Raw genomic sequence first — 22,395 nt, forward strand, 5'->3', positions numbered from 1 at the left:
TTGACCTTTAATGAATTAATTAATTGTCTTATGTTACGCATAACTTACTGAATTGAAAAAAGTTAAATGGTGTCCGAAATTCTGTTTTAATGTTTTTGGTTGGCTTTTTCATGCATAATGTCAGGCGGTTGCTGTAGATATTTAAGACGATTTTTGACAAAAATTCTCAATAGTAGAAAAGCTTCTTTTTTGTGCGAGTTTTTTATTTATAATTAGCCTGAGCACAGATAATTAAGAAATGACGTAAGGATAGTGGAGTGGAGCGTTCACTATAGATGGAGAGATTGGGGGATTACTAAAAGACAATCACATGCTTTATTTGGCTCGCCATAGTCAGCACGCTACCAGGCGCTGTGCATATTCTCCCTGGAGGGGTTTTGTTGCTTTATTGTTAAAGGGATGATTTGTGGCAACGACAATGTTTTTAGTAACTCAGGATCACTATCTCTTTGAAGGGGTGAGGATTTTCTTTCCAGATATCATCCAGTTACATTCGATAGAGCGTAAGCTTTTTGAGAGTGATGCCGAGGAGTTTTCGGTGCTGGTGGATAGTCGGGCGCCGCTTTGTTTTTACGATTATCTTATTCCTGGCGCAGCGGAAGCGGGTAAACGTATCTGCTGTATTATGCTTGATATGCGCCATCGGGAAGAGCATTTGCTGAGCTTAAAGTGGTTTCTCAACATGTCTTTGACGCCGACGGATATGGCTAATTTATTTAGCCTGTTTCTTGACGTGAAGAGTAAGCGATTGACCCGAGAATGGCTCAAGAATTTCAGCCTGAAACCGCAGGAACATATGACGTTGACTTTACTCAGAGCGGGGATGACCATGGAGCAAATAGCTGGGGTACTTAATACTTCGGTGAAAAGCCTGTATCGCAAGCGCATTGAGCTTTATGAACGTCTGGGGCTGGCTAACTTTAATGAAGCCTGTCTGTTTATTTTTAAAAATAGACTGCTCGAGTGTCCCGCGCCGAAGCGATAAAAAGGGAAATGAATGCAGAGTAAGCTATCTACATACAAGCCACTAAACAACGGTATTATTTTAATTTAATCAATCATTGATAGGTATAACCGTAGTTCAGGAATGACTCAGATGATAACCCGCGGTATATGATAAAAATGCTCTTTGGAAGTACTTACTGCTTCGGCAGTTTTAATGCACACAGCAATTAATATTATAAATGCTCTCAATATTGAGTTGGCATAGATTTATCGTGGATCAAATTACCGGGGTTTTCTTTCATTATTTCTTCGAATGGCGTGGTTATATTTATATACGCAAATTAGCTAGCATATGTGAGAGAAATTATCGAATGATCAAGGACAGTATCGCCGAATCTCTGGAAGCTCGCGGATTGTATCGCCGGGCTGCTTCGCGCTGGGTGGATGTGATGCAGACGTGCGTCGATGACAACGATCGCGAATGGATAAGGATGCACCGCAATAAATGCCTGAAAAAAGCGAAGCTGCCGCCGGCGCGTAAAGAGGAGTTTGCTGATATCCATAAGGCTGCCAGAGAGACGCAGTACCGTATGGGGATTGCCAAGCCGAATGGCGAAGTGTTCCGCCTTCCTGCTAAAAAGAAAGCGACGCGGCGCTAGCGTTTTCGGCGACATCTCGCTGAATCAGATCAAACCGATAGTGTGGTAAGGAAGCCGCGGGTTACTGACGGCCTGTCGGCTCCGCCTCATTCAGGGAATGACTAATTCTATCTCTTACCCGTTTCAGGAAGCTAAGGGCATCTGTTCCCCACAGGTGAGGATCAAAGTCTGAACCATAGCGCATCCTGAATTCCTCTTCCGGGTTATCTGCTTCCTTCAGCAGAAGGTCAATGTCTGCGATAAGGCCATACTTTATGGCGAGATGACTATCGGCGATAAATGCGTCAATTTTGGGGTCGATCTCATCACTATCATCGATAAGGTCATAATCCTGCCCGAAGTAAACCGTGATAAAGCCGTTAAGTTCATTCAGGTTCATTTTTGTCATGTACAAACTGTGTTCAGGGTAGAGGAAAGGCTGTCAATACAAAATAGGGTTTTCCATGCCAGTGCGCAAACTCGATGACCACCCGGACTTTGTAGCAAGTAGTTACTTCTTTCGCACCTTTGAATAATAATATTCCCGTCTGGTTCGCAAATATGCGATCCAACTGCATTTTTGCATTCATCCCAGGTGGTAGATGTCTTACCCACATCTCTATCTGAGTTTTATTGTCCTGAATAACGGCTGATACTAAGCGCTCAGCTTCACTGGTACTTTTGAAACTACTGACAGACTTTAATCGGGGAGTAGTATCTAGTCTCATTCTCAGCCCTTCTGGCGTTTTGCCAACATGATTTTGGAGAGTATGGCCACCTGATGAGCGACTCCTCAAAAATTCATGTTCAGCCAGTTTTATCCGTCCTCCACGTATAGAAGCAACGCGGATAGCACCCATCGTCAGCGCAAATCCCATAGGAATCGCAAGAGCCAGAGTCATTCCAACGTTCACGGCAGTTTGGTGATCGGAACCCAGACTTTCGGCCAGAGATACTACAGAATTGTATGTATCGGTACTGACCTGCCTACCGGTCCATACCTGACGAAAGGAAGCCTGTATCGTATCCAGGCTGTGGGTTCCCACGATGACACACCCGATTTTAGTGATCATGGTTGGTTCGGGGGCTATGCACATGACTCCGGCACCAAACATTTCAACCAGACCGTTGGCCAATCCTAGACCTCCCCAGAGGCGATTACTAAGTGTTTCCCCCTCACTGACGGATTTATCGGCCAGAACGGCGGCTAGTTGTACGGGAGAAAGAGCCATTCTTATTCCGTTATTCTCTTGCATATCACAGACTTCCTGTTGTGATTAAATATTCGACACAATCATAACAGTCATTAGCATGAATTTTCATTACCGGATAAGCTACTATTGCTCTTATTTTCTCAAATACGTTCTGATTAGAGTGGGTTGAAGATAAATTGGCACTATTATTTTGCGTAAGTGGCTTATAAAGAGGGGCGGCTGAAACGAAGATTCATCTTAACGTTTTTATGTGACTCAATGCAGTATGTCACATCCGAACTGAAGGCCTGCGTTAGTGATGAATAACCGATGGCTGAAGTTAAAGGTAAAAACGATGGGCATTGAATGCCTAATGGCGCTGTGCTTATCAGGCATACGGTTCGCGGTAGGCCGTAGAAAAGCAAAAACCCAGCCATAGGCTGGGTTCTCTGAATAAGTGGTGCCCGGACTCGGAATCGAACCAAGGACACGGGGATTTTCAATCCCCTGCTCTACCGACTGAGCTATCCGGGCAACGGGGCGCATTAAACCGTAATCCGCCCACTGCGTCAATGAAATTTCTCTATTTATTGTTTGATTGCTTATCTTTGCGGCAATTCTGCGCCAAAAGGCGCGTTTTGCTTAAAATCACATCACTCCATTATCGCCTTCGCGAACTTTCCAGCCGCTGGTGATGGCGATGGCATGGCGTTTTCCGGAGATGTCGTAATCGCCAACGATCTCTTCATCATCTCGTGGCGAACTGATGGTTAGGATGGCATCCACTCCGTGGCGATAGGCGCCATGATGGCTGAAGATCGTGCCGATAAAGCATTTATCGTTGAGCCACACCGGGATCCACGCCACCGTTTCAACGGTGTAGTGCCCCGCAACGCCGCCATAGTAGTTGTCCGCATCATCTTTAGCGGTACCGGGGGGAACAGGACAAATCGGCTCATCGTTATCGTCAGCAGGTTTATCCTTTAGCAGGCTACCTTGCATGACGTTCAATGACTTCAATAAGCCCGCTTTATCTTTATCGTTTAAGGCTGGGGTGGGTGACTGCCCGTTTTCCGCAGCGCTAATGATATTGAGGTTATAACGGTAGCGGATGGTGATGGCCGGCGTCAGGTCGCTCTGGTTAAACGGACGCAGCAGATAGAGGTTATCTTCCCCAAACACGCCGTTAAACCACAGGGCGTAAACCTGGCTGTTGATTCTGACCCAGCGGCCCCACTGGTTCGCTCCGCGATCGTTAATAGAGTAAAGGGCGCCGGGCACGCCGGCATCGAAGTTATCGTCGTCATTGCTGTCGGCATCGTTCACCGATTCAAAGGCGCTATCGCCGCGTTTCAGCACGCCGGTATAGCTGAACAGGCCGGTACCGCCAACATAGCTATCGATGATGAGGTCGCGTTTGCCGTCGCCGTCGAGGTCGATAAGCGTGAAGCTGACTTTGCCGTTTTCCGAATCGGCGCTGATATCGGAATGTAAAAACGCCTGCCACTCATCGTCGCTGATATCCGCCGCTGGCTTGGTGGTTGAGACCGGCGCGTCGTCGGCATAGGTGAGGGTAAAGTGGCTGATGTGTCCGCTGAGCGGAAACTGTTCCGCAATGTTCTCTAATGCGAGTTCCGGATTGCGTTTTTGCTCTTTTAGGAGCGCGTCGTGCAACGTCTTCAGCGCGAGTATATCGGCCTCTCGTTGCTTGCGGGGAATAACCTTGCTGACGAAGGTGGGAAGCTGCCAGGTTCCGCCAAGGGTGATTTCCCGACACATGCCGGTGCTGTACTTGAGGCTTTGCACAAAGGTTTTGCCATCCCACACACGTTCTTCCCCGTTAACGCAGTCGGCGACGCTGCGCCCTTTGTTGAAGAGGGTCATTACGCCATCGTTATAGCTGGAGGCATCAGTGGTTATCAGCTGTGGCCTGGCGGCCAGTGTGTTATCGACAACCCACATCGCGTAGCCGTCGTTATAGGCGACGCGCCAGCACAGAGTCTGCAGCAGCGAGTGATTTTTATCCAGCGGGGTGACGGTGATCTGCCGTTCGCTGGCCGGAATATCGGCGTTTTGCCAGTCATCACAACGGCTGTTGAGCGCGCTTTCCAATTGCGGCAGCCATTTCTGCTGTTGTTTAGCTGTTAACGCAACGGGCTGGGCGTTGTGAATAAACGGCGCGCTCAGGATCTCCGGCGCGGGAATGGCGTGCAGGACGGCACTCTCATCGCTGTCGCCTTTACGTAAAAGGGCATCGGCGGTGCCAATCCGCTGCTGGAATTCATCGACCTTAAGGAATACCGCGCTGCTGCCCGCGTTAGATAGGCGTTTGCGCTGGCCATTGAGCGCCAGTTCGATTTTCGCGTTTTGCTCCAGGGCGGTAATAAGCGCGCTGGTTTGCGTACTGTCAAAGTGAAAATGGTTATCGTCGATAGCCTCAAGCGTCCCACGATCGCTATCGTTGATAAACAGATTTACGCTGGCATCTGGCGGAATATCGTGCTCGGTCTGCGCAAACGTGACCTGCGCGGTTACCTGCCGCCCGGGGCCGGCGCTACGGGTCAGCAGAACGCTGACCTCGCCCATTGTCGCGCCATAGCCCGCAGCCCGGCAGGTGCCGGTATTATCGCAGGCGACTTCCCAGTCTTTGTAGGCGAAAGAGAAACCGCAAGGAGGGGCGGCCATCAGCGAGGTCGAACAGAGCCCCAGTACGGCGGCCCAGAGAAGTGGACGCATAGAAATCCCTGCCACAGAAAGTGTCAGGGAATTATATGCGCCTTGCAGGGGTTCGGAAATCCGAATTACGTGAGCGCGCCGCCCATCCGGCAGCGGGCAAAGCGCAGAATATCTTCCGCCAGACGCTGGGCGGTATCGACGTCGGCCTGGCTGCGCTTGATCAGCATGCGGCTCAGGCAGCCTTCGACGATTAATTCCATCTGCTTGGCGACCATTTCCGGATCATCCACCTCAAGCAGGGTCAGCAGCTCGTGCGTGTAGGCCAGTGACGCCTGCTTCTGCTGTTCCGCTAACTGGTGAATCGGGTGCTGAGCATCCGGATAGAAAGTACAGGCGGCGATAAACAGGCAGCCCGGATAGCGGTGGTTGCTGACGCATTTGGTCAGCGCGCTATAGCGCGCCAGCAGCTTTTGTTCTGCGCTCAGCGTCTCATCCAGCAACAGTTGGCGACGCCAGGCGTCTACCTGCTGGCTTAAATAACGCAGGGCGTCATAGAGCAACGCTTCGCGATCGGGCCAAAAGCGCTTGAGGTCATCAAGCGGATATGCGACGCGGTCGGCGACCATTTCCAGCGTGGTGTTGGCGATACCCTCGATTTCGAGAATTTGTATGGCTTCACCCAGGACATCTTCACGTTGCACGGTAGTCTCCTCCATTTATCCTCCTCAAGTGTCGTTCACGGTTGCCAATCGCGCAAATGGGCGCTGAATGCCGCAGCATCCATAAACCCGGTGACGCGCTGTGCGGGCTGCTCTTCTCCCTGCGCGTTGAAGAACAGAATCGTCGGCAAGCCGAGCACCTGTAAATGTTTCAGCAGGGCCGCGTCTTGCGCGCTGTTCTTAGTGACATCCACTTGCAACAGAACGGTCTCTTTTAGGGCCTGTCGCACTTCAGGAGCGCTAAAGGTATATTTTTCGAACTCTTTACAGGCCACGCACCAGTCAGCATACAGATCGAGCATGACCGGTTTCCCTTTGGCCTGCGCTAACGCCTGGTTGAGTTCATCCACGGTGCTGACGCGGGTAAACTCCAGATGCGCCTGCTGCTGGACGGCCGGTGCGCCAAAGGCCCAATCCTGCAGCGGACGCGCGCTAACCAGCGCGGCGCCCAGCATGACGATTTGCACCAGCCGTAGCCACGGTTTGCTCGCGCCAAGCGAGGTGATAAACGCCCAGCTGAAGAAGGCGACGCCAAGCAGAGACCACAGGCGTAAACCCCAGGCTTCGCCGATCACGCGCTCCAGTAAAAAGACCGGCAGCGCGAGGATCACGAAGCCAAACGCGGTCTTGACGTGAGCCATCCACGGCCCGCTCTTCGGTAGCAGACGGTTACCGAACACGGTCACCAGGATCAGCGGCAGCCCCATTCCCAGCGCGTATAAATACAGCGTGCCGCCGCCAAGCCACAGATTACCGCTTTGAGCGATATACAATAGAATGGCGCTAAGCGGGGCCGTAGTGCAAGGGGAACAGATAAGCCCGGCGATGGCGCCCATTGCAAACACGCCGCCAGGCGAGCCCCCCTGGCGCTTGTTGCTCATTAGCGTCAGTCGGGTTTGCAGCGATGAAGGCAGCTGCAGCGTAAACAGGCCGAACATCGACAGCGCCAGCGCGATAAATACCACTGACAGCCCAATTAATACGTAAGGGTGCTGCAGCGCGGCCTGAAATTGCAGACCGGCGGCGGCCACGACCAACCCCAGCGCGGTATAGGTAACCGCCATCCCCTGGACATAAATAAAGGCCAGTAGCAGGGCGCGTGCCGTCGATAAGCGCTGCTTACCGCCGAGGACAATCCCGGAAATCAGTGGATACATTGGCAAGACACAAGGCGTAAAGGCAATACCGATACCAATCAGCAGCGCCCATAGCGCCGAAAATGGCAGCGACGCGGGCTCCGCGCCGGTTTGGCTGCCGCTGGCCGGGAGCGCGGCGGGCGCTGATGGTTTGGCCGCTTGCGCCTTGTCGGAGTCAGCGAGCACCGCGCTGAGTGGCACGACTTTGGTCTCCGGCGGATAGCAGAATCCGGCGTCGGCACAGCCCTGATAGGTGACGGTCAGCGTGGCTGCTTTGCTGGCTTCCGTAAGGGTAATCGGCAAGGTCAGGCGCTGACGATAAATTTCGCTTTTGCCGTAAAACTCGTCTTCATGCCATTCGCCAGGCGGTAGCGAAGGTTCGACGATCGCCGCATCTTTTGCCGTCAGCGTGATCTGCTTACGGTAGAGGTAGTAACCATCCTTGATGCGCCAGCTCAGGTTGAGGTCGTGTTGATTCTGCTGAAAGTCAAAGGCGAAAGCCCGATCGGCAGGCACGAAGTTTGAGCGCCCGGGGGCGTCAAACAACCCGGCGCTGGCCGATGCGCTGCACAGTAGCAGGATCAGCGTAATGATGCGTTGAGCCATGAGAGGTAATCGTTGTCTCCGTGAGTAACCGGCAGGACCAGTAGTTCGGGGGTTTGATACGGGTGATGGGACTTCAGGCAGTCCAGTAACGCCTGCTGATGGGTCTGATTGGTTTTGAGCAGCATCTGGACTTCATACTCCTGCTCAAGCTTCCCTTCCCAGTAGTAGAGCGACGTCGCTCCCGGCAGGATGGTGGCGCAGGCGGCGAGTTTTTCTCCGATCGCTTTGGCCGCCAGATCCTGGGCGGTTGCTTCATCCGGCGCGGTACAGAGTACAACAACAGCATCAGGCGTAGTCATCGTGAACCTCGTATCAGCGAAAAGAGGCACTATAGCATGCATGATGCGGAGAGATTAACCAAAGGGGCCAGTTACTTCACTGGCCCCTTTTTAACGATCTTACAGCATAAGGCCGCCGAAGATGAATCCGAGGATCACGCAAAGCGTAATGGCGATGACGCCCGGGATCAGGAAGGCGTGGTTAAAGACATATTTGCCGATACGCGTGGAACCGGTGTCGTCCATTTCGACCGCGGCCAGCAGGGTCGGATAGGTTGGCAGCACGAACAGCGCTGAGACCGCGGCGAATGAGGCAATTGCCGTCAGCGGGGTGACGCCGAGCAGCAGTGCGGCGGGCATTAACGCCTTGGTCGTGGCGGCCTGTGAATAGAGCAGCGTAGCCGCGAAGAACAGCACCACCGCCAGCAGCCACGGATAGTTGTGCAGCAGATCGCCCGCCACCGTCTGGATATCGGCAATATGTGCTTTGACGAAGGTATCCCCAAGCCAGGCGACGCCGAGCACGCAGACGCAGGCGCTCATCCCGGACTTGAAGGTGCTGGCGTTCAGCACTTCGCCGGTATCGATCTTACAGGTGATGCTAATCAGCGTGGCGATGGTCAGCATGAAGACCACGATCGCTTCGTTACGCGGCAGCACCGGGTTCTGGATCAGGCCGACGGTGTCGCTGATGGCGGTAGCGTAGAACATGACCGCGACAATGCCCACCAGGAACAGCAGAACGGAGCGTTTAGCATGCGGCTTCAGCTCGAAGACCTGACTGCCGCGCAGGCTCACTTCCCCTTTTGCCAGTCGCTCCTGGTATACCGGGTCGTCTTTCAGCTCGCAGCCGAGGAAGTTACAGACGACGGCGGTCAGCATGACGGCAATCAGGGTAACCGGCAGGCAGATCGCCAGCAGCGTCAGGTAGCTGACGCCAAGCGGTTCGAGAATACCGGCAAAGAAGACCACTGCCGCGGAGATCGGCGAGGCGGTAATCGCAATCTGCGAAGCGACAACGGCGATGGAGAGCGGGCGGGAAGGGCGAATACCCTGCTCTTTCGCCACTTCGGTAATCACTGGCAGGGTAGAGAACGCGGTATGACCGGTGCCTGCCAGCACGGTCATAAACCAGGTGACCAGCGGCGCAAGGAAGGTAATGTACTTGGGATGGCGGCGTAGCATACGTTCGGCGAGGCTGACCAGATAGTCCATCCCTCCGGCGACCTGCATCGCGGCGATAGCGGCGATAACCGCCATGATAATTTCAATGACGTCAAAGGGGATTGCCCCGGGTGGAATTTGAAAAATTAAGGTTAAGACGAGGACGCCGAGGCCACCGGCAAAGCCGATACCAATGCCCCCCAGTCGGGCCCCCAAATAGATTGCCAGCAAGACAACCACGAGCTCTGCACCAAACATATATGCCTTCCTTGTTTTTTAACAAGTTGATATTGAATTGTTGTCGTTTCGTAAACCCAAAAAAGCAAAAAGGCATGTCATTACTGACATGCCTTTGGTTAGTTTACCCTGAAAGCTTACTGTTCGCTTTCATCGGTATACCGTTTTGCTTTATAAGCCGGATGCATCAGGTTTTGCGGAGAGAAAATGTCGTCCAGCTCGGCTTCGGTCAGCAGCCCGCGCTCCAGTACCACTTCACGTACGCTCTTACCGGTTTCGGCGCAGATCTTGCCGACGATATCGCCATTGTGGTGGCCGATGAACGGGTTGAGGTAGGTCACGATACCGATGGAGTTGTAGACGTAGCTTTCGCATACCGCTTTGTTGGCGGTAATGCCGTTCACGCATTTTTCCAGCAGGTTGTAGCAGGCGTTGGTCAGGATGTGGATAGATTCAAACATCGCCTGGCCAATCACCGGCTCCATAACGTTCAACTGCAGCTGACCGGCTTCGGAGGCCATGGTTACGGTGGTATCGTTGCCGATAACTTTGAAGCACACCTGGTTAACCACTTCTGGCACCACCGGGTTAACTTTTGCCGGCATGATGGAGGAACCGGCCTGCAGTTCTGGCAGGTTGATTTCATTCAGCCCAGCGCGCGGGCCGGAAGAGAGCAGGCGCAGGTCGTTACAAATCTTGGACAGTTTGACCGCCAGGCGTTTCAGCGAACTGTGAACCATCACATACGCGCCGCAGTCAGAAGTCGCTTCAATCAGGTCTTCCGCCGGAACGACCGGCAGGTTGCTGACTTCCGCCAGTTTCTGTACCGCCAGCTGCTGGTAGCCGTCAGGGGTGTTCAGGCGAGTCCCGATAGCGGTCGCGCCGAGGTTCACTTCCAGCAGCAGTTCTGCGGTACGCAGAATACTTTTGGTTTCTTCGTTCAGCAGAACGTTAAAAGCGTGGAATTCCTGGCCGAGGGTCATCGGCACCGCATCCTGCAACTGCGTGCGGCCCATTTTCAGGACATCCTGGAACTCGACGGCTTTTGCCTGGAAACCTTCGCCCAGCTGTTTGATGGCGTCGATCAGTTTGAGAATCGAAGCATAGACCGCGATGCGGAAACCGGTTGGGTAGGCGTCGTTAGTGGACTGGCATTTGTTGACGTGGTCATTAGGGTTGAGGAACTGGTATTCACCTTTTTGGTGGCCCATCAGTTCCAGACCGATATTCGCCAGCACTTCGTTGGTGTTCATGTTGACGGAGGTGCCCGCGCCGCCCTGGAACACATCAACCGGGAACTGGTCCATGCATTTACCGTTGTTCAGCACCTCATCGCATGCGGCGACAATAGTGTTCGCTACGCTTTTAGGAATGGTTTGCAGTTCCTTGTTAGCCAGCGCGGCGGCCTTCTTCACCATCACCATGCCCCGAACAAACTCAGGGATGTCGCTAATCTTGTTGTTGCTGATGTAGAAGTTTTCAATCGCTCTCAGAGTATGAACGCCATAGTATGCGTCAGCTGGAACTTCCCTGGTGCCCAACAGATCTTCTTCGATACGAATGTTGTTTAACATGTGAACCTTCTTTTTCAAGCTGCCAATGAATTCACCAAATACACAGAATTTATAGGATTTAGCGTATTTTCAGACCGAAGATTATTTCCTTAACCGGCCCGGTGCCCACGATCATATGCTGATGATAGCGAAGTTCAGTAACCTTGATCACTTATTATATAGCGCGGCGGATAAGAATTATTAATCTGTGAAATGAGTCACCGCTTTACTATTTTTGAAAAAAATGCCGTTGCCGTTGATTGAAAAATGGCGCGCCAACCCCACATTCCTATGACGCGAATAGCAAATTTATCACTACGGGCGTCTGCGACGACGGCCGATTGAAGGAGACGCCGGTGCGTTGGATCCCATTTATTGCCTTTTTCTTATACGTTTACGTCGAGATCTCGATCTTTATCCAGGTCGCGCATGTGCTCGGCGTGCTGTTGACGCTGATCCTGGTTATCTTTAGCTCGGTGGTGGGGATGTCGCTGGTGCGCAACCAGGGCTTCAAAAACCTGATGCTGATGCAGCAGAAAATGGCGGCTGGCGAAAGCCCTGCCGCAGAAATGATTAAAAGCGTGTCGCTGATTATCGCCGGGCTTCTGCTGCTGATCCCAGGCTTCTTTACCGACTTCCTCGGCCTGCTGCTGCTGTTGCCGCCGGTGCAAAAGCTGATGACCTTAAAACTGATGCCGTATCTGCGCTTTAGCCGGATGCCGGGCGGCGGTTTTAGCGCCGGCGCCGGCAACGGAGACACCTTCGAAGGGGAGTTCCAGCGCAAAGACGACGAACGCGACCGTCTGGATCACAAAGACGACCGCTAAAACGACAAAACCGGCCTGCGCCGGTTTTTTGTTATCTGTTTGCTGAAGGTGAGCGTGCTGGCAAGGCGAACCACAGCACCGCCAACATGATGATGGCGTACAAACTCTTCCAGCCGACCATGGCCAACAGCAGCAGGCATAGCACGCTTCCCACCGTGGCCAGCACACGGTATTTACCGTGCAGGAGTCGGCATCCCGCCAGCATGCACAGCAGATAAATCATGATGAAAATGCCGTTGGCATAGACGATAAGCGCATCGAGATTAATGTTCAGCCAGTAAATGCACAGCGTACTGAGTACGCAGCAGCCTAAGACCGCATTCAGCGCGTTGCGCGGTACCTGGCGCGGCGACAGGCGGGCCAGATAGCTCTCCGGTTTGAACAGCGCCTGCGACCAGACCAGGCGGGCAAAACTTTGGATATAGATATTAAGGCTGGCGAAGCAGGCGAGGTAGCCGATTACGCAGGCAACCCACAGCGCCTGCACGCCGAACAGTCGCACTACGATGTTTGGCAGCGAAGCCGCCGCCGCCATTTCCTCGCCGAAGGCGCGAAAATGCAGAACGACTACCGTACAGCCCCAATAAACGGTGCCAGCCAGCACCAGGCCAATCATCAGCGCTCGGGGGAAGTCGCGCTCCGGACGTTTAAACTCTGATGCCAGATGAGCAAAGGCTTCCAGGCCGACGAAGCACCAGAACATCACCGATAGGGCCGCAAACAGCTGCGACGTGTCGACATCTTTAGGCTGCGGGAAAGGGATCTGCGCCGGGTTTATGCCGCCGCGCCACCAGATGGCGACGATCAGCGCGACAATCATTACCGCAACCAGCGTCTGTAGATTGGCGCTGGAACTGGCGCCGCGTGAACCCACCCACCAGACGATCGCCAGCGTGCCGAGCTCGGCAAGCAGCAGTTGAGTATCGTGCCAGCCGAACAGCGCCTGGCCAAAACCGGTGGCGATATGCAGGGCGGCGGGTAAGCCCACCGGGATCACCGATAAAAACAGCCAACCGGTTACCCGCGCCAGACGCGGGCCGAACGCCATATCCACAAAATGAGCCACGCCGCCAGCGCTGGGAAAGTGGCGCCCAAGCACGGCAAACACGATAGCGATGGGAAAAACCAGCAGAATCAGCGCCGGCCACGCCCACAGGCTATTATCGCCTGCGACCAGCGCCGCCAGCGCCGGTACGGCGAATACGCCGGTTCCCAGTAGTGATGTTGAAAGTAACCCGACTCCCTGACCTAACCCCAGCTCCTGTTTTAAACCACTCATGACTCAATCCTGCGCGCGGCAAAAAAACGATGTTATCACAACCCCTTGCGCCAGAAAGCGCGGCCGCCGCGGGAATATTTTTGCGCGTCAGCGCACAGGCGGAAATTTTTTTTTAATTTTCCCCTTGAAGCGGTAAATGGCCATCCCCATCTCTCTCTGCACTAGTCGGAAACCGTTTACGGCCCGGCGCCATCCATAACTGATAATGACTTTCTCGAAGGAGAGCTATCAATGAGTATTCGTCCGTTACATGATCGTGTGATCGTCAAACGTAAAGAAGTTGAAACCAAATCTGCAGGCGGCATCGTTCTGACCGGTTCTGCGGCAGCTAAATCAACTCGTGGCGAAATCATCGCTGTCGGTAAAGGCCGCATCCTGGAAAACGGAACTGTGCAGCCGCTGGACGTTAAAGTTGGTGACATCGTGATTTTCAACGATGGTTACGGCGTGAAGTCTGAGAAGATCGACAACGAAGAAGTGCTGATCATGTCCGAAAGCGACATTCTGGCAATTGTTGAAGCGTAATTCGCACGACCCTGAACGAATTTGAGGAATAAAAGAAATGGCAGCAAAAGACGTAAAATTCGGTAACGACGCTCGTGTAAAAATGCTGCGCGGCGTAAACGTACTGGCAGATGCAGTTAAAGTGACCCTGGGCCCGAAAGGCCGTAACGTTGTTCTGGACAAATCCTTCGGCGCGCCGACCATCACTAAAGATGGCGTATCCGTTGCTCGTGAAATCGAACTGGAAGACAAATTCGAAAACATGGGCGCGCAGATGGTGAAAGAAGTTGCCTCTAAAGCGAACGACGCTGCAGGCGACGGTACCACCACCGCAACCGTACTGGCTCAGGCTATCGTTAACGAAGGCCTGAAAGCCGTTGCTGCGGGCATGAACCCGATGGATCTGAAACGTGGTATCGACAAAGCTGTCGTTGCCGCTGTTGAAGAACTGAAAGCGCTGTCCGTACCGTGCTCCGACTCTAAAGCGATTGCTCAGGTTGGTACTATCTCCGCTAACTCCGACGAAACCGTAGGTAAACTGATCGCTGAAGCGATGGATAAAGTCGGTAAAGAAGGCGTTATCACCGTTGAAGACGGTACCGGTCTGGAAGACGAACTGGACGTGGTTGAAGGTATGCAGTTCGACCGCGGCTACCTGTCCCCATACTTCATCAACAAGCCGGACACCGGCGCCGTTGAACTGGAAAGCCCGTTCATCCTGCTGGCTGACAAAAAAATCTCCAACATCCGCGAAATGCTGCCGGTTCTGGAAGCCGTAGCGAAAGCCGGCAAACCGCTGGTTATCATCGCTGAAGACGTTGAAGGCGAAGCGCTGGCGACCCTGGTGGTTAACACCATGCGCGGCATCGTGAAAGTTGCTGCGGTTAAAGCTCCGGGCTTCGGTGACCGTCGTAAAGCTATGCTGCAGGACATCGCAACTCTGACTGGCGGTACCGTTATCTCTGAAGAGATCGGTATGGAGCTGGAAAAAGCGACTCTGGAAGACCTGGGTCAGGCGAAACGCGTTGTTATCAACAAAGACACCACCACCATCATCGATGGCGTTGGCGAAGAAGCTGCGATTCAGGGCCGCGTTGCTCAGATCCGTAAGCAGATCGAAGAAGCGACCTCTGATTACGACCGTGAAAAACTGCAGGAGCGCGTGGCTAAACTGGCCGGCGGCGTTGCGGTAATCAAAGTCGGTGCTGCTACCGAAGTTGAAATGAAAGAGAAAAAAGCGCGCGTTGACGATGCCCTGCATGCGACCCGTGCTGCGGTTGAAGAAGGCGTGGTAGCTGGCGGCGGCGTAGCGCTGGTTCGCGTTGCGGCGAAAATCGCTGGCCTGACCGGTCAGAACGAAGATCAGAACGTCGGTATCAAAGTTGCGCTGCGCGCAATGGAAGCGCCGCTGCGTCAGATCGTTTCCAACGCCGGCGAAGAGCCGTCTGTTGTTGCTAACAACGTGAAAGCTGGCGACGGTAACTACGGTTACAACGCGGCAACCGAAGAGTACGGCAACATGATCGACTTCGGTATCCTGGACCCAACTAAAGTCACCCGTTCTGCGCTGCAGTACGCGGCATCCGTTGCTGGTCTGATGATCACCACCGAGTGCATGGTGACCGACCTGCCGAAAGGCGATGCGCCTGACTTAGGTGCTGCTGGCGGTATGGGCGGCATGGGCGGTATGGGCGGCATGATGTAATCGTGCGCTATACGGCATAAAAACGCAGAAACCCCCGGTCAGAAATGGCTGGGGGTTTTTCTTTTTGCTGGCTTTTTAGTATAAGGTTTACATCCGGGCCAGTGCGTCCAGCTCATTGGGGAATAACATGCAGGTAAAATATTTAGCAGGGATTGTCGGCGCAGCATTATTGTTAGCGGGTTGCAGTTCCAGCAACGAATTAACCGCAGGCGGCCAGAGCGTGCGTTTTGTTGAAGATAAACCAGGAACGGAATGTCAGCTGTTAGGGACGGCTACCGGCACGCAAAGCAACTGGCTGTCAGGCCAGAATGGCGATGAAGGCGGCTCTATGCGCGGCGCGGCGAATGCTCTACGTAACCAGGCGGCGGCTATGGGCGGTAACGTCATTTATGGCGTGAGCAGCCCGACGCAGAACCTGCTGTCGAGCTTTGTCCCGACCGATAGCCAGATGAACGGCCAGGTTTATAAGTGCCCGAACTGATGCGTTAAGCACTCTCTGCCTGCGCAGAGAGTGCTTAACAATTTATGCCTCAAGCGATGCTCTGGTCGCCACGTAGAATTCACGCAGCGAAAGCATACATTCATCTCTGGTTAGCATTTGTCCCGGGGCGGATGGAATCACCTTACTGAAGATTTGATACGGCGTATGCTGGCTGTGGACCTGTTTTAGCTTCTGACTCTTTTCAAGCAGACGCAGCACGATACTTTTTTCAAAATCTGACTGATGCGCGGCGCTGGTTTTAATCACCGCGCCAGAGAGTACTTTTTTACCTTCTTCCTGCTCGTAGCTGTATAACACGGCCAGATGGTGGCTAAACAAATTCAGCTTCCATTCTTCCTGAGGATATTGCTGGTATTCGATATTGGGTTGGCTGGTTAAATCGACGGTATACAACAGCACGAAATCCAACGCTAGCGCCAGATACTCGTTTAATTTCGTATCCGCAACCATTTTGAGCGATTGATTGATGCCCATAATCAGCGCTTCCACCTGGCGGTCATCAATTCGTAACGTTGTGATTTGCTCGTTTTGCAGCATCAGGATTAGCGTTGACTCGTTTACCCCCGGCTTCAACGTAATCGACGTGATTCGCTGCTCCGGATTCGGGTTTTGTACCTCTGCCATATCGACTGCTGGGGTATTGGCGATGAGCTCATTATTGTAGGCAATAAGTTCCTCTTTCAGCGTGTCGTCGCTTTGCTGCAAGCGTTGTAAGAAAACAGACATTCGAGTTGTCAGGACCATAAGCAGGTCAGCCAGCGCCGGCGCCTGTAAATAGAACGTCCGACACAGGCCATTCTGGTTTTGTACTTTCAGCAGCAGCGCCATGAAATGGTCTTCATAGGTAATTCCGGCGGTGTTAAAACCAATAAACGTTCCTTGCATGTTCTTCTCCTTACGCTGGCATTGGTATTTTTGATTGCGACAAATCAATAACCCGATCGGCAGAGGCGATGGTTGACGGGCGGTGGGCAACGATGACGCGGGTAATACTGAGCCCTGAAATCGATTGGTTGATAACAGACTCATTTCTTAAATCGAGATGGCTGGTGGCCTCATCCATAAATAGAATGCTCGGCTTACGATAAAGCGCGCGGGCAATCAAAATACGTTGCTTTTGGCCCCCGGAAATCCCTAAACCTAGCTCACCGACGATGGTTTCATAGCCCATCGGCATTTTCATGATTTCGTCATGGATGTTGCAGCGTTTGGCGCATTCGACGACAAAATCCAGATCGGCGTTGTCTTCAAAGCCGCTGATATTATCAATAAGCGAACCGGAAAAGAGCCTGTCCTCCTGCAATACGCAGGCGGTTCCCTGGCGATAGTTATTTAAACCTATTTTCTGGATATCGAGATTATCGGCAAACACATCGCCGCTGGTGGGGGAGAGCAGCCCGCACATCACTTTCAATAGCGTGGTCTTACCGACGCCGGACGGGCCGACCAGCGCGACGGATTCACCGGGCTCAACGGTGATGTTCAGGTTTGAGAAAATCGGCTGTGAAAATGGATCGTACTGATAGCTAAGATTTTTGACTTCAAGCCTGGCGCCGGCATCTTTCGAAAAGACGTCCCGTGATGGCAACTCTTGCTCGGGTTCGCTGAAGACGATTTCAGAAAGACGTTCGTTATGCAGCGAGAGCATGCGCAGCTGCATGGTCAGGTCAACCAGGCTGGATGCGCGCTGGGAGAACTGGCCTCGGTAGGCGTTAAAGGCCATAAACATACCGAGGGTCATTTCATTATCAATGACCATAATGGCGCCCAGCCACAGTACCGCTACCTGATCGATAGCGGTAATGAAGGTATTGATACCGCTAAACATCATGTCGAAACGGGTCTGTTTGATCCCCGCATTACAGGCGTCGATGTTGATATTCAGCCAGTGCTGAGAGCGGCGTTCTTTCAGGTTCAGCGCTTTGATGGTCGAAATACCGTACAGCGACTCCATAAAATGTGAACTGGAGCGCGCGCCTTTGATTACCTGTTCTTCAGCAACGCGGCGATAGAAGCGATAAGTTCCCAGACGCATAAGGGCGTAACATAAGGTAAAGCCAACGACGACCCATGTTAGCCAACCGCCGTACAGGGTGAGCATAATCAGAAGGCCGATCGTCATGATCGAGTCGATAATGCCGCTGACGATGCTATTAGTGAACGTGGAGCGAATGGTATCCAGCGATGAGAAACGGGACTGAATATCCCCCAGATGACGCTTTTCGAAAAATGCCAGCGGCAGGCTGGCCAAATGATCGAAGAGAGTGGTTTTCCACTGAATGTTGGTCAACGTGTTGAGCGTCAGTGAGGTCCATGCGCGCAGCATGCTGATAAAGGTGCGAAAGAGGGTAAAGAAAACCAGGCCAATACAGATCACCGAGAGCAGGCTCTGATCGTGGGCCATGATCACGTGGTCAGTGACTAACTGTGTGCCTATCGGCAGCAGCAACCCAATGGCTTCAACGACGACGGAAAAAGCGAAAATCTTCAGCAGCGCAGATTTTAAGCCAACGATATTGCGCATCAGGTCTAACAAACGCAGGCGAGATTTGGCTTTTTCCTGCTGGAAGTTCTGATCGGGCCATAGCTCTAACGCGATGCCGGTAAAATTATTCGACATTTCCTGGATGCCGATAATACGTTTACCCAGGGCTGGATCGTGGACGATAAAGCTGGATTTACGCACTTTGGTCAAAACGACATAGTGGTTCATTCCCCAGTGGATAACACAGGGCAGCTTTAATTGTCTGATCTCATCCAGATCGAGCGATAGCGCCCGGCTCTTTAAACCTGCATGCTCTGCCGTTTTGCTTAATGACATCAGCGTGACCCCCTGAGAGGGGCTGCCAAAGCGCTGGCGGAAATTGAAGAGATCGATATCGAGACCATAATGGCCGCAAATCATCGCCAGGCAGGCAATGCCGCACTCGGCGGCTTCAGATTGCAATATTACCGGCGTCTTTTTCAAGATTGAAAAATTAACTTTCGCCGTAATTTTTTCAAACAGTTCATTAGTCATGAATCGGGCCGCTCACGCTTTGAGTAATCTTATAAACCGGAGTAAACATCCACATGTAGAGAGGGCGTTCTTCAAGGAAGACGACTGCCTGTGCTTTAAGCCCGTTGGACAGACTTAGCGTTTTTCCGTCATATTCGAACTGTTTATCTTTAATTTTGACAATCGCTTTATACAATGCCAGTTCTTGCTGCTGAGGTGTTCCATTATTGACGTTGGTATACTCAGACATTTCCTGTCGTGATGCCGGCATAGAAGATATTGATATTATTTTTCCTGGGAACTGACCAAACTTATCCGATGGGAACGCATCATAGCGAATATTAATAGTATCCCCGGGTTTTAAATACGGGATGGTATTATTTGGCAGCCATAGCACAAGATAATACTCAACATTACCAGTCGGCTTGATCTGAGCCAGGCTGCTACCGTTATCAACCGTCTGACCCAGTGTCGCTGAGAGCGATTCAATTCTGCCATCACTGGTCGATTTGATAATAATATTGCCGTTGGCATTGGATTCAACGAGTTGATTTTTAAAATCATTGGACTGGTTGTATTGACTGGATATTTGGTTGTCAAAGTCGGCTGCTTTAGTGATTTTATCACTGTTCAGCTGCGTGATTTGCGATTCCAGTTGCATCTTTTGACTCACCAGCGACTGATAGGCGCTCTGTTGCTGGAAATATAGAGAGTGCTGATAGTTATATTGGTCTTTAGTTATCAGGCCATTGTTAAGGTATTTATCATAGCTGGAAAGATTGTCGTGCATTTTTTTCAGACCTACCTGGGTATTGACCAGCATACGGTTGGTCTCCTTCAGAGAGGCTGTGGTGGTTTTTAACTGCGCATTTAACGCATTTAATGTCTGATTTTTGTTATCTTCTAGTTTTTTAATGATGTCATCAGAGTTAGCAATCTTTTCATTGATGACTTCAATTTGCGCTGCACTGACATTGCCGCTGGTGGTGCTGCGTGAAATATCAATTTCGTAAAGAGGTTGGTTTTTTTTAACAATATCGCCTATTTTAACATGTTGTTTAACGATAAAGCCTTGCTGAGGCGCAAAAACATTTATAGAGTGAGGAAGGGTAATGACTTCGCCCTGAACATCGACACGTTGAGTAAATTTGCAAAATATCAATGCGCAAATAAGTGCGATAAGAAATAATGCCGATAACAAAGTGATTAACCAGGCAGGTAAACCGGCGAGCAACAAGGCTTTCCCTTTCCAGTGATTTCTTTTGTATTCGATCGCTTCCTTGCGATATAGACTATTAGCCATGATTTTTCATATTAGTGATAAGTGAAATAAAAAGGCTCAGTAATTTTGAGCCTTTAGGTCTTACCTCGTCTAAGGTTAAATAGACTATTAGGACTGGCCCCACGGAATAAAAGTACCCTTAACTACCGCCTCGAATGCTGCATTTGAGTATTCTACAGATTTTTCCCATCCCAGAGCGGCGTAAGTTACTGCGCCACCTACGGCGCCGACAATTAATCCCCAGACCATCCCTACAGCGTTGCCGATCAGACCGAGGCCAAGGATGCCCCCATTATTCCCGGATTGGGTGCCGCCTAATAAAGTCCCAAACGCTCCCCAGGTAACAGCGCCAAGAACTGCTGAGGCGACAGCCTCAGCGCCATTGCTTACCAGGCTAGTGATGCTTGACTGTATAGAAGAAAAGTCCCAGCTATAGCCCCCGGATACCGCTTCCATTTCGAAAACTGTAAGTTCTTTCACAAATCATTTCCTTTGATTAAAAATATTATTGCAGGCTGTTAAATGCATCTTGCATATCAATAATTAGCTTTTCCAGGGCATGAAGGTGCCAGCCAGCAGGCCTTGAATACCCTCTTCAACCAGAGCGACAGAGGCATCCCATCCCATAACAGCACCATTAACTGCCCCGGTGACTCCACCCACGATTAATCCCCATACCATCCCGACGGCATTGCCTAGCAAACCAAAACCGAGAATGCCGCCATTTGCTCCAGATTGGGTACCGCCAATAAGCGTTCCCATTGCCGCCATGCCAGTCCCCAGTAAAACGGCTGAAGCGACAGCCTCAACGCCATTACAAACTATACTGGTAATACTGGATTGAAATGAGGAAAAATCCCATGAGTAACCACCGGAAATACTCTCCATTTCAAAGATAGTTAGTTGTTTCATTTATATATCCTTTTTGTTGTATTATGAGTCCATTGATACTCGAACGGTTCTGATTAGCAGCAAGAATATAAAAATAACTGTTCGACTATTTCAATGTGATGCATTGTGATTATTTTATGAATTATTATTTCATATTCGTTGTTTTTATATGTAAGCGGCACGCATAGTAAAGTTTTATTTTCCTGTGCGTGTCGCGCTGTGTTTATTGTTCCTGGATTACTACTTCTAACATCGCTTTAACTTTACCGTTTGTGATACTATCGACGCTATTGCTCTGACGATAATAATCAGCGGTCAGGTTGATTATTTGTGATGCGGCAGCGCTATTGAAACTATAGCTATCCATATCATAAAATACCAGCGGAGTTCCTGTCTGTTTGAATATGATGCCGACATTTTTAGCGCCAGAGCTATCGGTTATCATATTATCAATGATACCATCGCCAGATGTGCTGGCCGTTCCTACCGGGTTAAACCAGTACATTAATGTATTACCGATGGAACCCGCTGGGCAGCTAATCGTTAATAAAATGTTTTTCTGCTCGGGGGTGACTCCACCGCGGGAGACAGACATTAAGGTGCTTTTCTTTATCCTGTTCAATGTTATTTGTGAACTAGATGGCGATATGTCACAAGAGGTCACCTGGTATTTGGTGCTTTTGAGTTTTATATTCGTCGTATATAAGAGTTTTTCGGTAGTTCCGGGGTTAGTTGTGGGGTTGCCGACAGAAAAACTGATTGACGGATTTGAATCCGAACCTGAAGTGTCGATGACCTGTTTGGTTTTGATAAACCACACGGTGATGAATTTATAGTAATTATCTGAAGTATTCTCAAACGGTACCAGAACTGAGCCTGCCACGGCAGGAACTAATGCGCCATTTCTACTTTCCAGCAGATCGGAAACCTGAAAGCCTATACCATCGATACCTGTCTCATAAACCGGTTTTCCCTGTATTCCCGTGACTCCAGAAACGACAGGTGTACTAATTTCGGTGATGTATTGATCGTTAGTATTCTGATTGCATGAAAAATTTTTATAAGTTTGAGTACCATACTTTGTTGAATATAACACGCTCCCTACGGGAATTGAGTCATCGGTAGGGATCTTCGCGTTGATGGTAAAAGCTTGTCGACGAATACTCCCTGTATAGGTACATTTTGCAGCCGCCTCGCTGCAAATTAATAGAAGCGCGAAGAGAAAAAATATTCTTTTCATCAATATCTGTCCTTAAATGATG

General features: G+C 51.2%; 21 protein-coding genes and 1 tRNA gene. 6 read left to right on the forward strand and 16 right to left on the reverse strand.

Annotated elements, in window-relative coordinates; all coding sequences use genetic code 11:
* Positions 1–418 precede the first annotated feature (418 nt).
* Together PGR09_RS19215 and PGR09_RS19220 are read left to right on the forward strand one after the other, a co-directional pair.
* Positions 419–985: a helix-turn-helix transcriptional regulator gene (locus tag PGR09_RS19215; RefSeq protein ID WP_045396469.1), complete on the forward strand. Its 567-nt coding sequence runs from the start codon at positions 419–421 to the stop codon at positions 983–985.
* A 331-nt stretch (positions 986–1,316) separates the two neighbouring features.
* Positions 1,317–1,604 carry a PerC family transcriptional regulator gene (locus tag PGR09_RS19220; RefSeq protein ID WP_020079839.1) on the forward strand — a complete coding sequence of 96 codons (288 nt, stop codon included), beginning with the start codon at positions 1,317–1,319 and terminating at the stop codon, positions 1,602–1,604.
* A 61-nt stretch (positions 1,605–1,665) separates the two neighbouring features.
* Here PGR09_RS19220 and PGR09_RS19225 read toward each other — a convergent pair whose 3' ends face one another.
* The 9 genes from PGR09_RS19225 to aspA all read right to left on the reverse strand — a co-directional run bounded on the left by PGR09_RS19225 (position 1,666) and on the right by aspA (position 11,166).
* Positions 1,666–1,983, reverse strand: a complete 318-nt coding sequence (locus tag PGR09_RS19225; RefSeq protein WP_430916428.1) for a contact-dependent growth inhibition system immunity protein — start codon at positions 1,981–1,983, stop codon at positions 1,666–1,668.
* 22 nt (positions 1,984–2,005) lie between these two features.
* The gene (locus tag PGR09_RS19230; RefSeq protein ID WP_430916429.1) at positions 2,006–2,839 is read right to left on the reverse strand and encodes an RNase A-like domain-containing protein; all 834 of its coding nucleotides are present in this window, start codon (positions 2,837–2,839) and stop codon (positions 2,006–2,008) included.
* Between the two features lie 395 nt (positions 2,840–3,234).
* Positions 3,235–3,310 (reverse strand) — tRNA-Phe (locus PGR09_RS19235).
* 114 nt (positions 3,311–3,424) lie between these two features.
* On the reverse strand, positions 3,425–5,512 hold the full coding sequence (locus PGR09_RS19240) for a DUF1176 domain-containing protein (RefSeq protein ID WP_430916430.1): 2,088 nt from the start codon (positions 5,510–5,512) through the stop codon (positions 3,425–3,427).
* A 65-nt stretch (positions 5,513–5,577) separates the two neighbouring features.
* The gene (locus PGR09_RS19245; protein ID WP_045396541.1) at positions 5,578–6,153 is read right to left on the reverse strand and encodes a transcriptional regulator; all 576 of its coding nucleotides are present in this window, start codon (positions 6,151–6,153) and stop codon (positions 5,578–5,580) included.
* Positions 6,154–6,188: 35 nt separating this feature from the next.
* Positions 6,189–7,913, reverse strand: a complete 1,725-nt coding sequence (locus PGR09_RS19250; protein ID WP_430916431.1) for a protein-disulfide reductase DsbD — start codon at positions 7,911–7,913, stop codon at positions 6,189–6,191.
* On the reverse strand, positions 7,889–8,212 hold the full coding sequence (cutA, locus tag PGR09_RS19255; protein ID WP_289577980.1) for a divalent cation tolerance protein CutA: 324 nt from the start codon (positions 8,210–8,212) through the stop codon (positions 7,889–7,891). Before cutA ends, PGR09_RS19250 begins: the two co-directional genes overlap by 25 nt.
* Before the next feature lie 99 nt (positions 8,213–8,311).
* Positions 8,312–9,613, reverse strand: coding sequence for an anaerobic C4-dicarboxylate transporter (locus PGR09_RS19260; protein ID WP_015368669.1), 1,302 nt, complete (start codon positions 9,611–9,613; stop codon positions 8,312–8,314).
* A gap of 116 nt (positions 9,614–9,729) precedes the next feature.
* Positions 9,730–11,166, reverse strand: a complete 1,437-nt coding sequence (aspA, locus tag PGR09_RS19265; protein ID WP_045380159.1) for an aspartate ammonia-lyase — start codon at positions 11,164–11,166, stop codon at positions 9,730–9,732.
* Positions 11,167–11,501: 335 nt separating this feature from the next.
* Here aspA and PGR09_RS19270 point away from each other — a divergent pair, with 335 nt between their 5' ends.
* Positions 11,502–11,972 carry an FxsA family protein gene (locus PGR09_RS19270; protein WP_015368667.1) on the forward strand — a complete coding sequence of 157 codons (471 nt, stop codon included), beginning with the start codon at positions 11,502–11,504 and terminating at the stop codon, positions 11,970–11,972.
* 31 nt (positions 11,973–12,003) lie between these two features.
* On the opposite strand, the gene yjeH is transcribed toward PGR09_RS19270, so the two are convergent.
* The gene (gene yjeH, locus PGR09_RS19275; protein ID WP_430916432.1) at positions 12,004–13,251 is read right to left on the reverse strand and encodes an L-methionine/branched-chain amino acid transporter; all 1,248 of its coding nucleotides are present in this window, start codon (positions 13,249–13,251) and stop codon (positions 12,004–12,006) included.
* Between the two features lie 231 nt (positions 13,252–13,482).
* Here yjeH and PGR09_RS19280 point away from each other — a divergent pair, with 231 nt between their 5' ends.
* From PGR09_RS19280 to PGR09_RS19290, 3 genes are all read left to right on the forward strand, one after another.
* The gene (locus PGR09_RS19280) at positions 13,483–13,776 is read left to right on the forward strand and encodes a co-chaperone GroES (protein WP_003855929.1); all 294 of its coding nucleotides are present in this window, start codon (positions 13,483–13,485) and stop codon (positions 13,774–13,776) included.
* 37 nt (positions 13,777–13,813) lie between these two features.
* Positions 13,814–15,460, forward strand: a complete 1,647-nt coding sequence (gene groL, locus PGR09_RS19285; RefSeq protein ID WP_015368665.1) for a chaperonin GroEL — start codon at positions 13,814–13,816, stop codon at positions 15,458–15,460.
* Between the two features lie 127 nt (positions 15,461–15,587).
* Positions 15,588–15,941 carry a DUF4156 domain-containing protein gene (locus PGR09_RS19290; protein WP_015368664.1) on the forward strand — a complete coding sequence of 118 codons (354 nt, stop codon included), beginning with the start codon at positions 15,588–15,590 and terminating at the stop codon, positions 15,939–15,941.
* A 42-nt stretch (positions 15,942–15,983) separates the two neighbouring features.
* Here the strand turns inward: PGR09_RS19290 and yjeJ are convergent, their stop codons facing one another.
* From yjeJ to PGR09_RS19320, 6 genes are all read right to left on the reverse strand, one after another.
* Complete coding sequence (gene yjeJ, locus PGR09_RS19295; RefSeq protein ID WP_289577983.1) at positions 15,984–16,847, reverse strand: YjeJ family protein; 864 nt, start codon at positions 16,845–16,847, stop codon at positions 15,984–15,986.
* A gap of 10 nt (positions 16,848–16,857) precedes the next feature.
* Positions 16,858–18,981 carry a peptidase domain-containing ABC transporter gene (locus PGR09_RS19300; RefSeq protein ID WP_047046322.1) on the reverse strand — a complete coding sequence of 708 codons (2,124 nt, stop codon included), beginning with the start codon at positions 18,979–18,981 and terminating at the stop codon, positions 16,858–16,860.
* Positions 18,974–20,263, reverse strand: coding sequence for an HlyD family secretion protein (locus PGR09_RS19305; RefSeq protein ID WP_047046320.1), 1,290 nt, complete (start codon positions 20,261–20,263; stop codon positions 18,974–18,976). Before PGR09_RS19305 ends, PGR09_RS19300 begins: the two co-directional genes overlap by 8 nt.
* An 87-nt stretch (positions 20,264–20,350) precedes the next feature.
* Entirely contained in the window at positions 20,351–20,722 is a 372-nt protein-coding gene (locus PGR09_RS19310; protein WP_047046318.1) for a hypothetical protein, read from the reverse strand.
* Between the two features lie 63 nt (positions 20,723–20,785).
* Positions 20,786–21,154, reverse strand: a complete 369-nt coding sequence (locus PGR09_RS19315; RefSeq protein ID WP_047046316.1) for a hypothetical protein — start codon at positions 21,152–21,154, stop codon at positions 20,786–20,788.
* A gap of 202 nt (positions 21,155–21,356) precedes the next feature.
* On the reverse strand, positions 21,357–22,373 hold the full coding sequence (locus tag PGR09_RS19320) for a fimbrial protein (RefSeq protein ID WP_063414409.1): 1,017 nt from the start codon (positions 22,371–22,373) through the stop codon (positions 21,357–21,359).
* Positions 22,374–22,395 lie beyond the last annotated feature (22 nt).

The organism is Klebsiella sp. 141251 (assembly GCF_050600725.1).
GTDB classification, from domain to species: domain Bacteria; phylum Pseudomonadota; class Gammaproteobacteria; order Enterobacterales; family Enterobacteriaceae; genus Klebsiella; species Klebsiella aerogenes.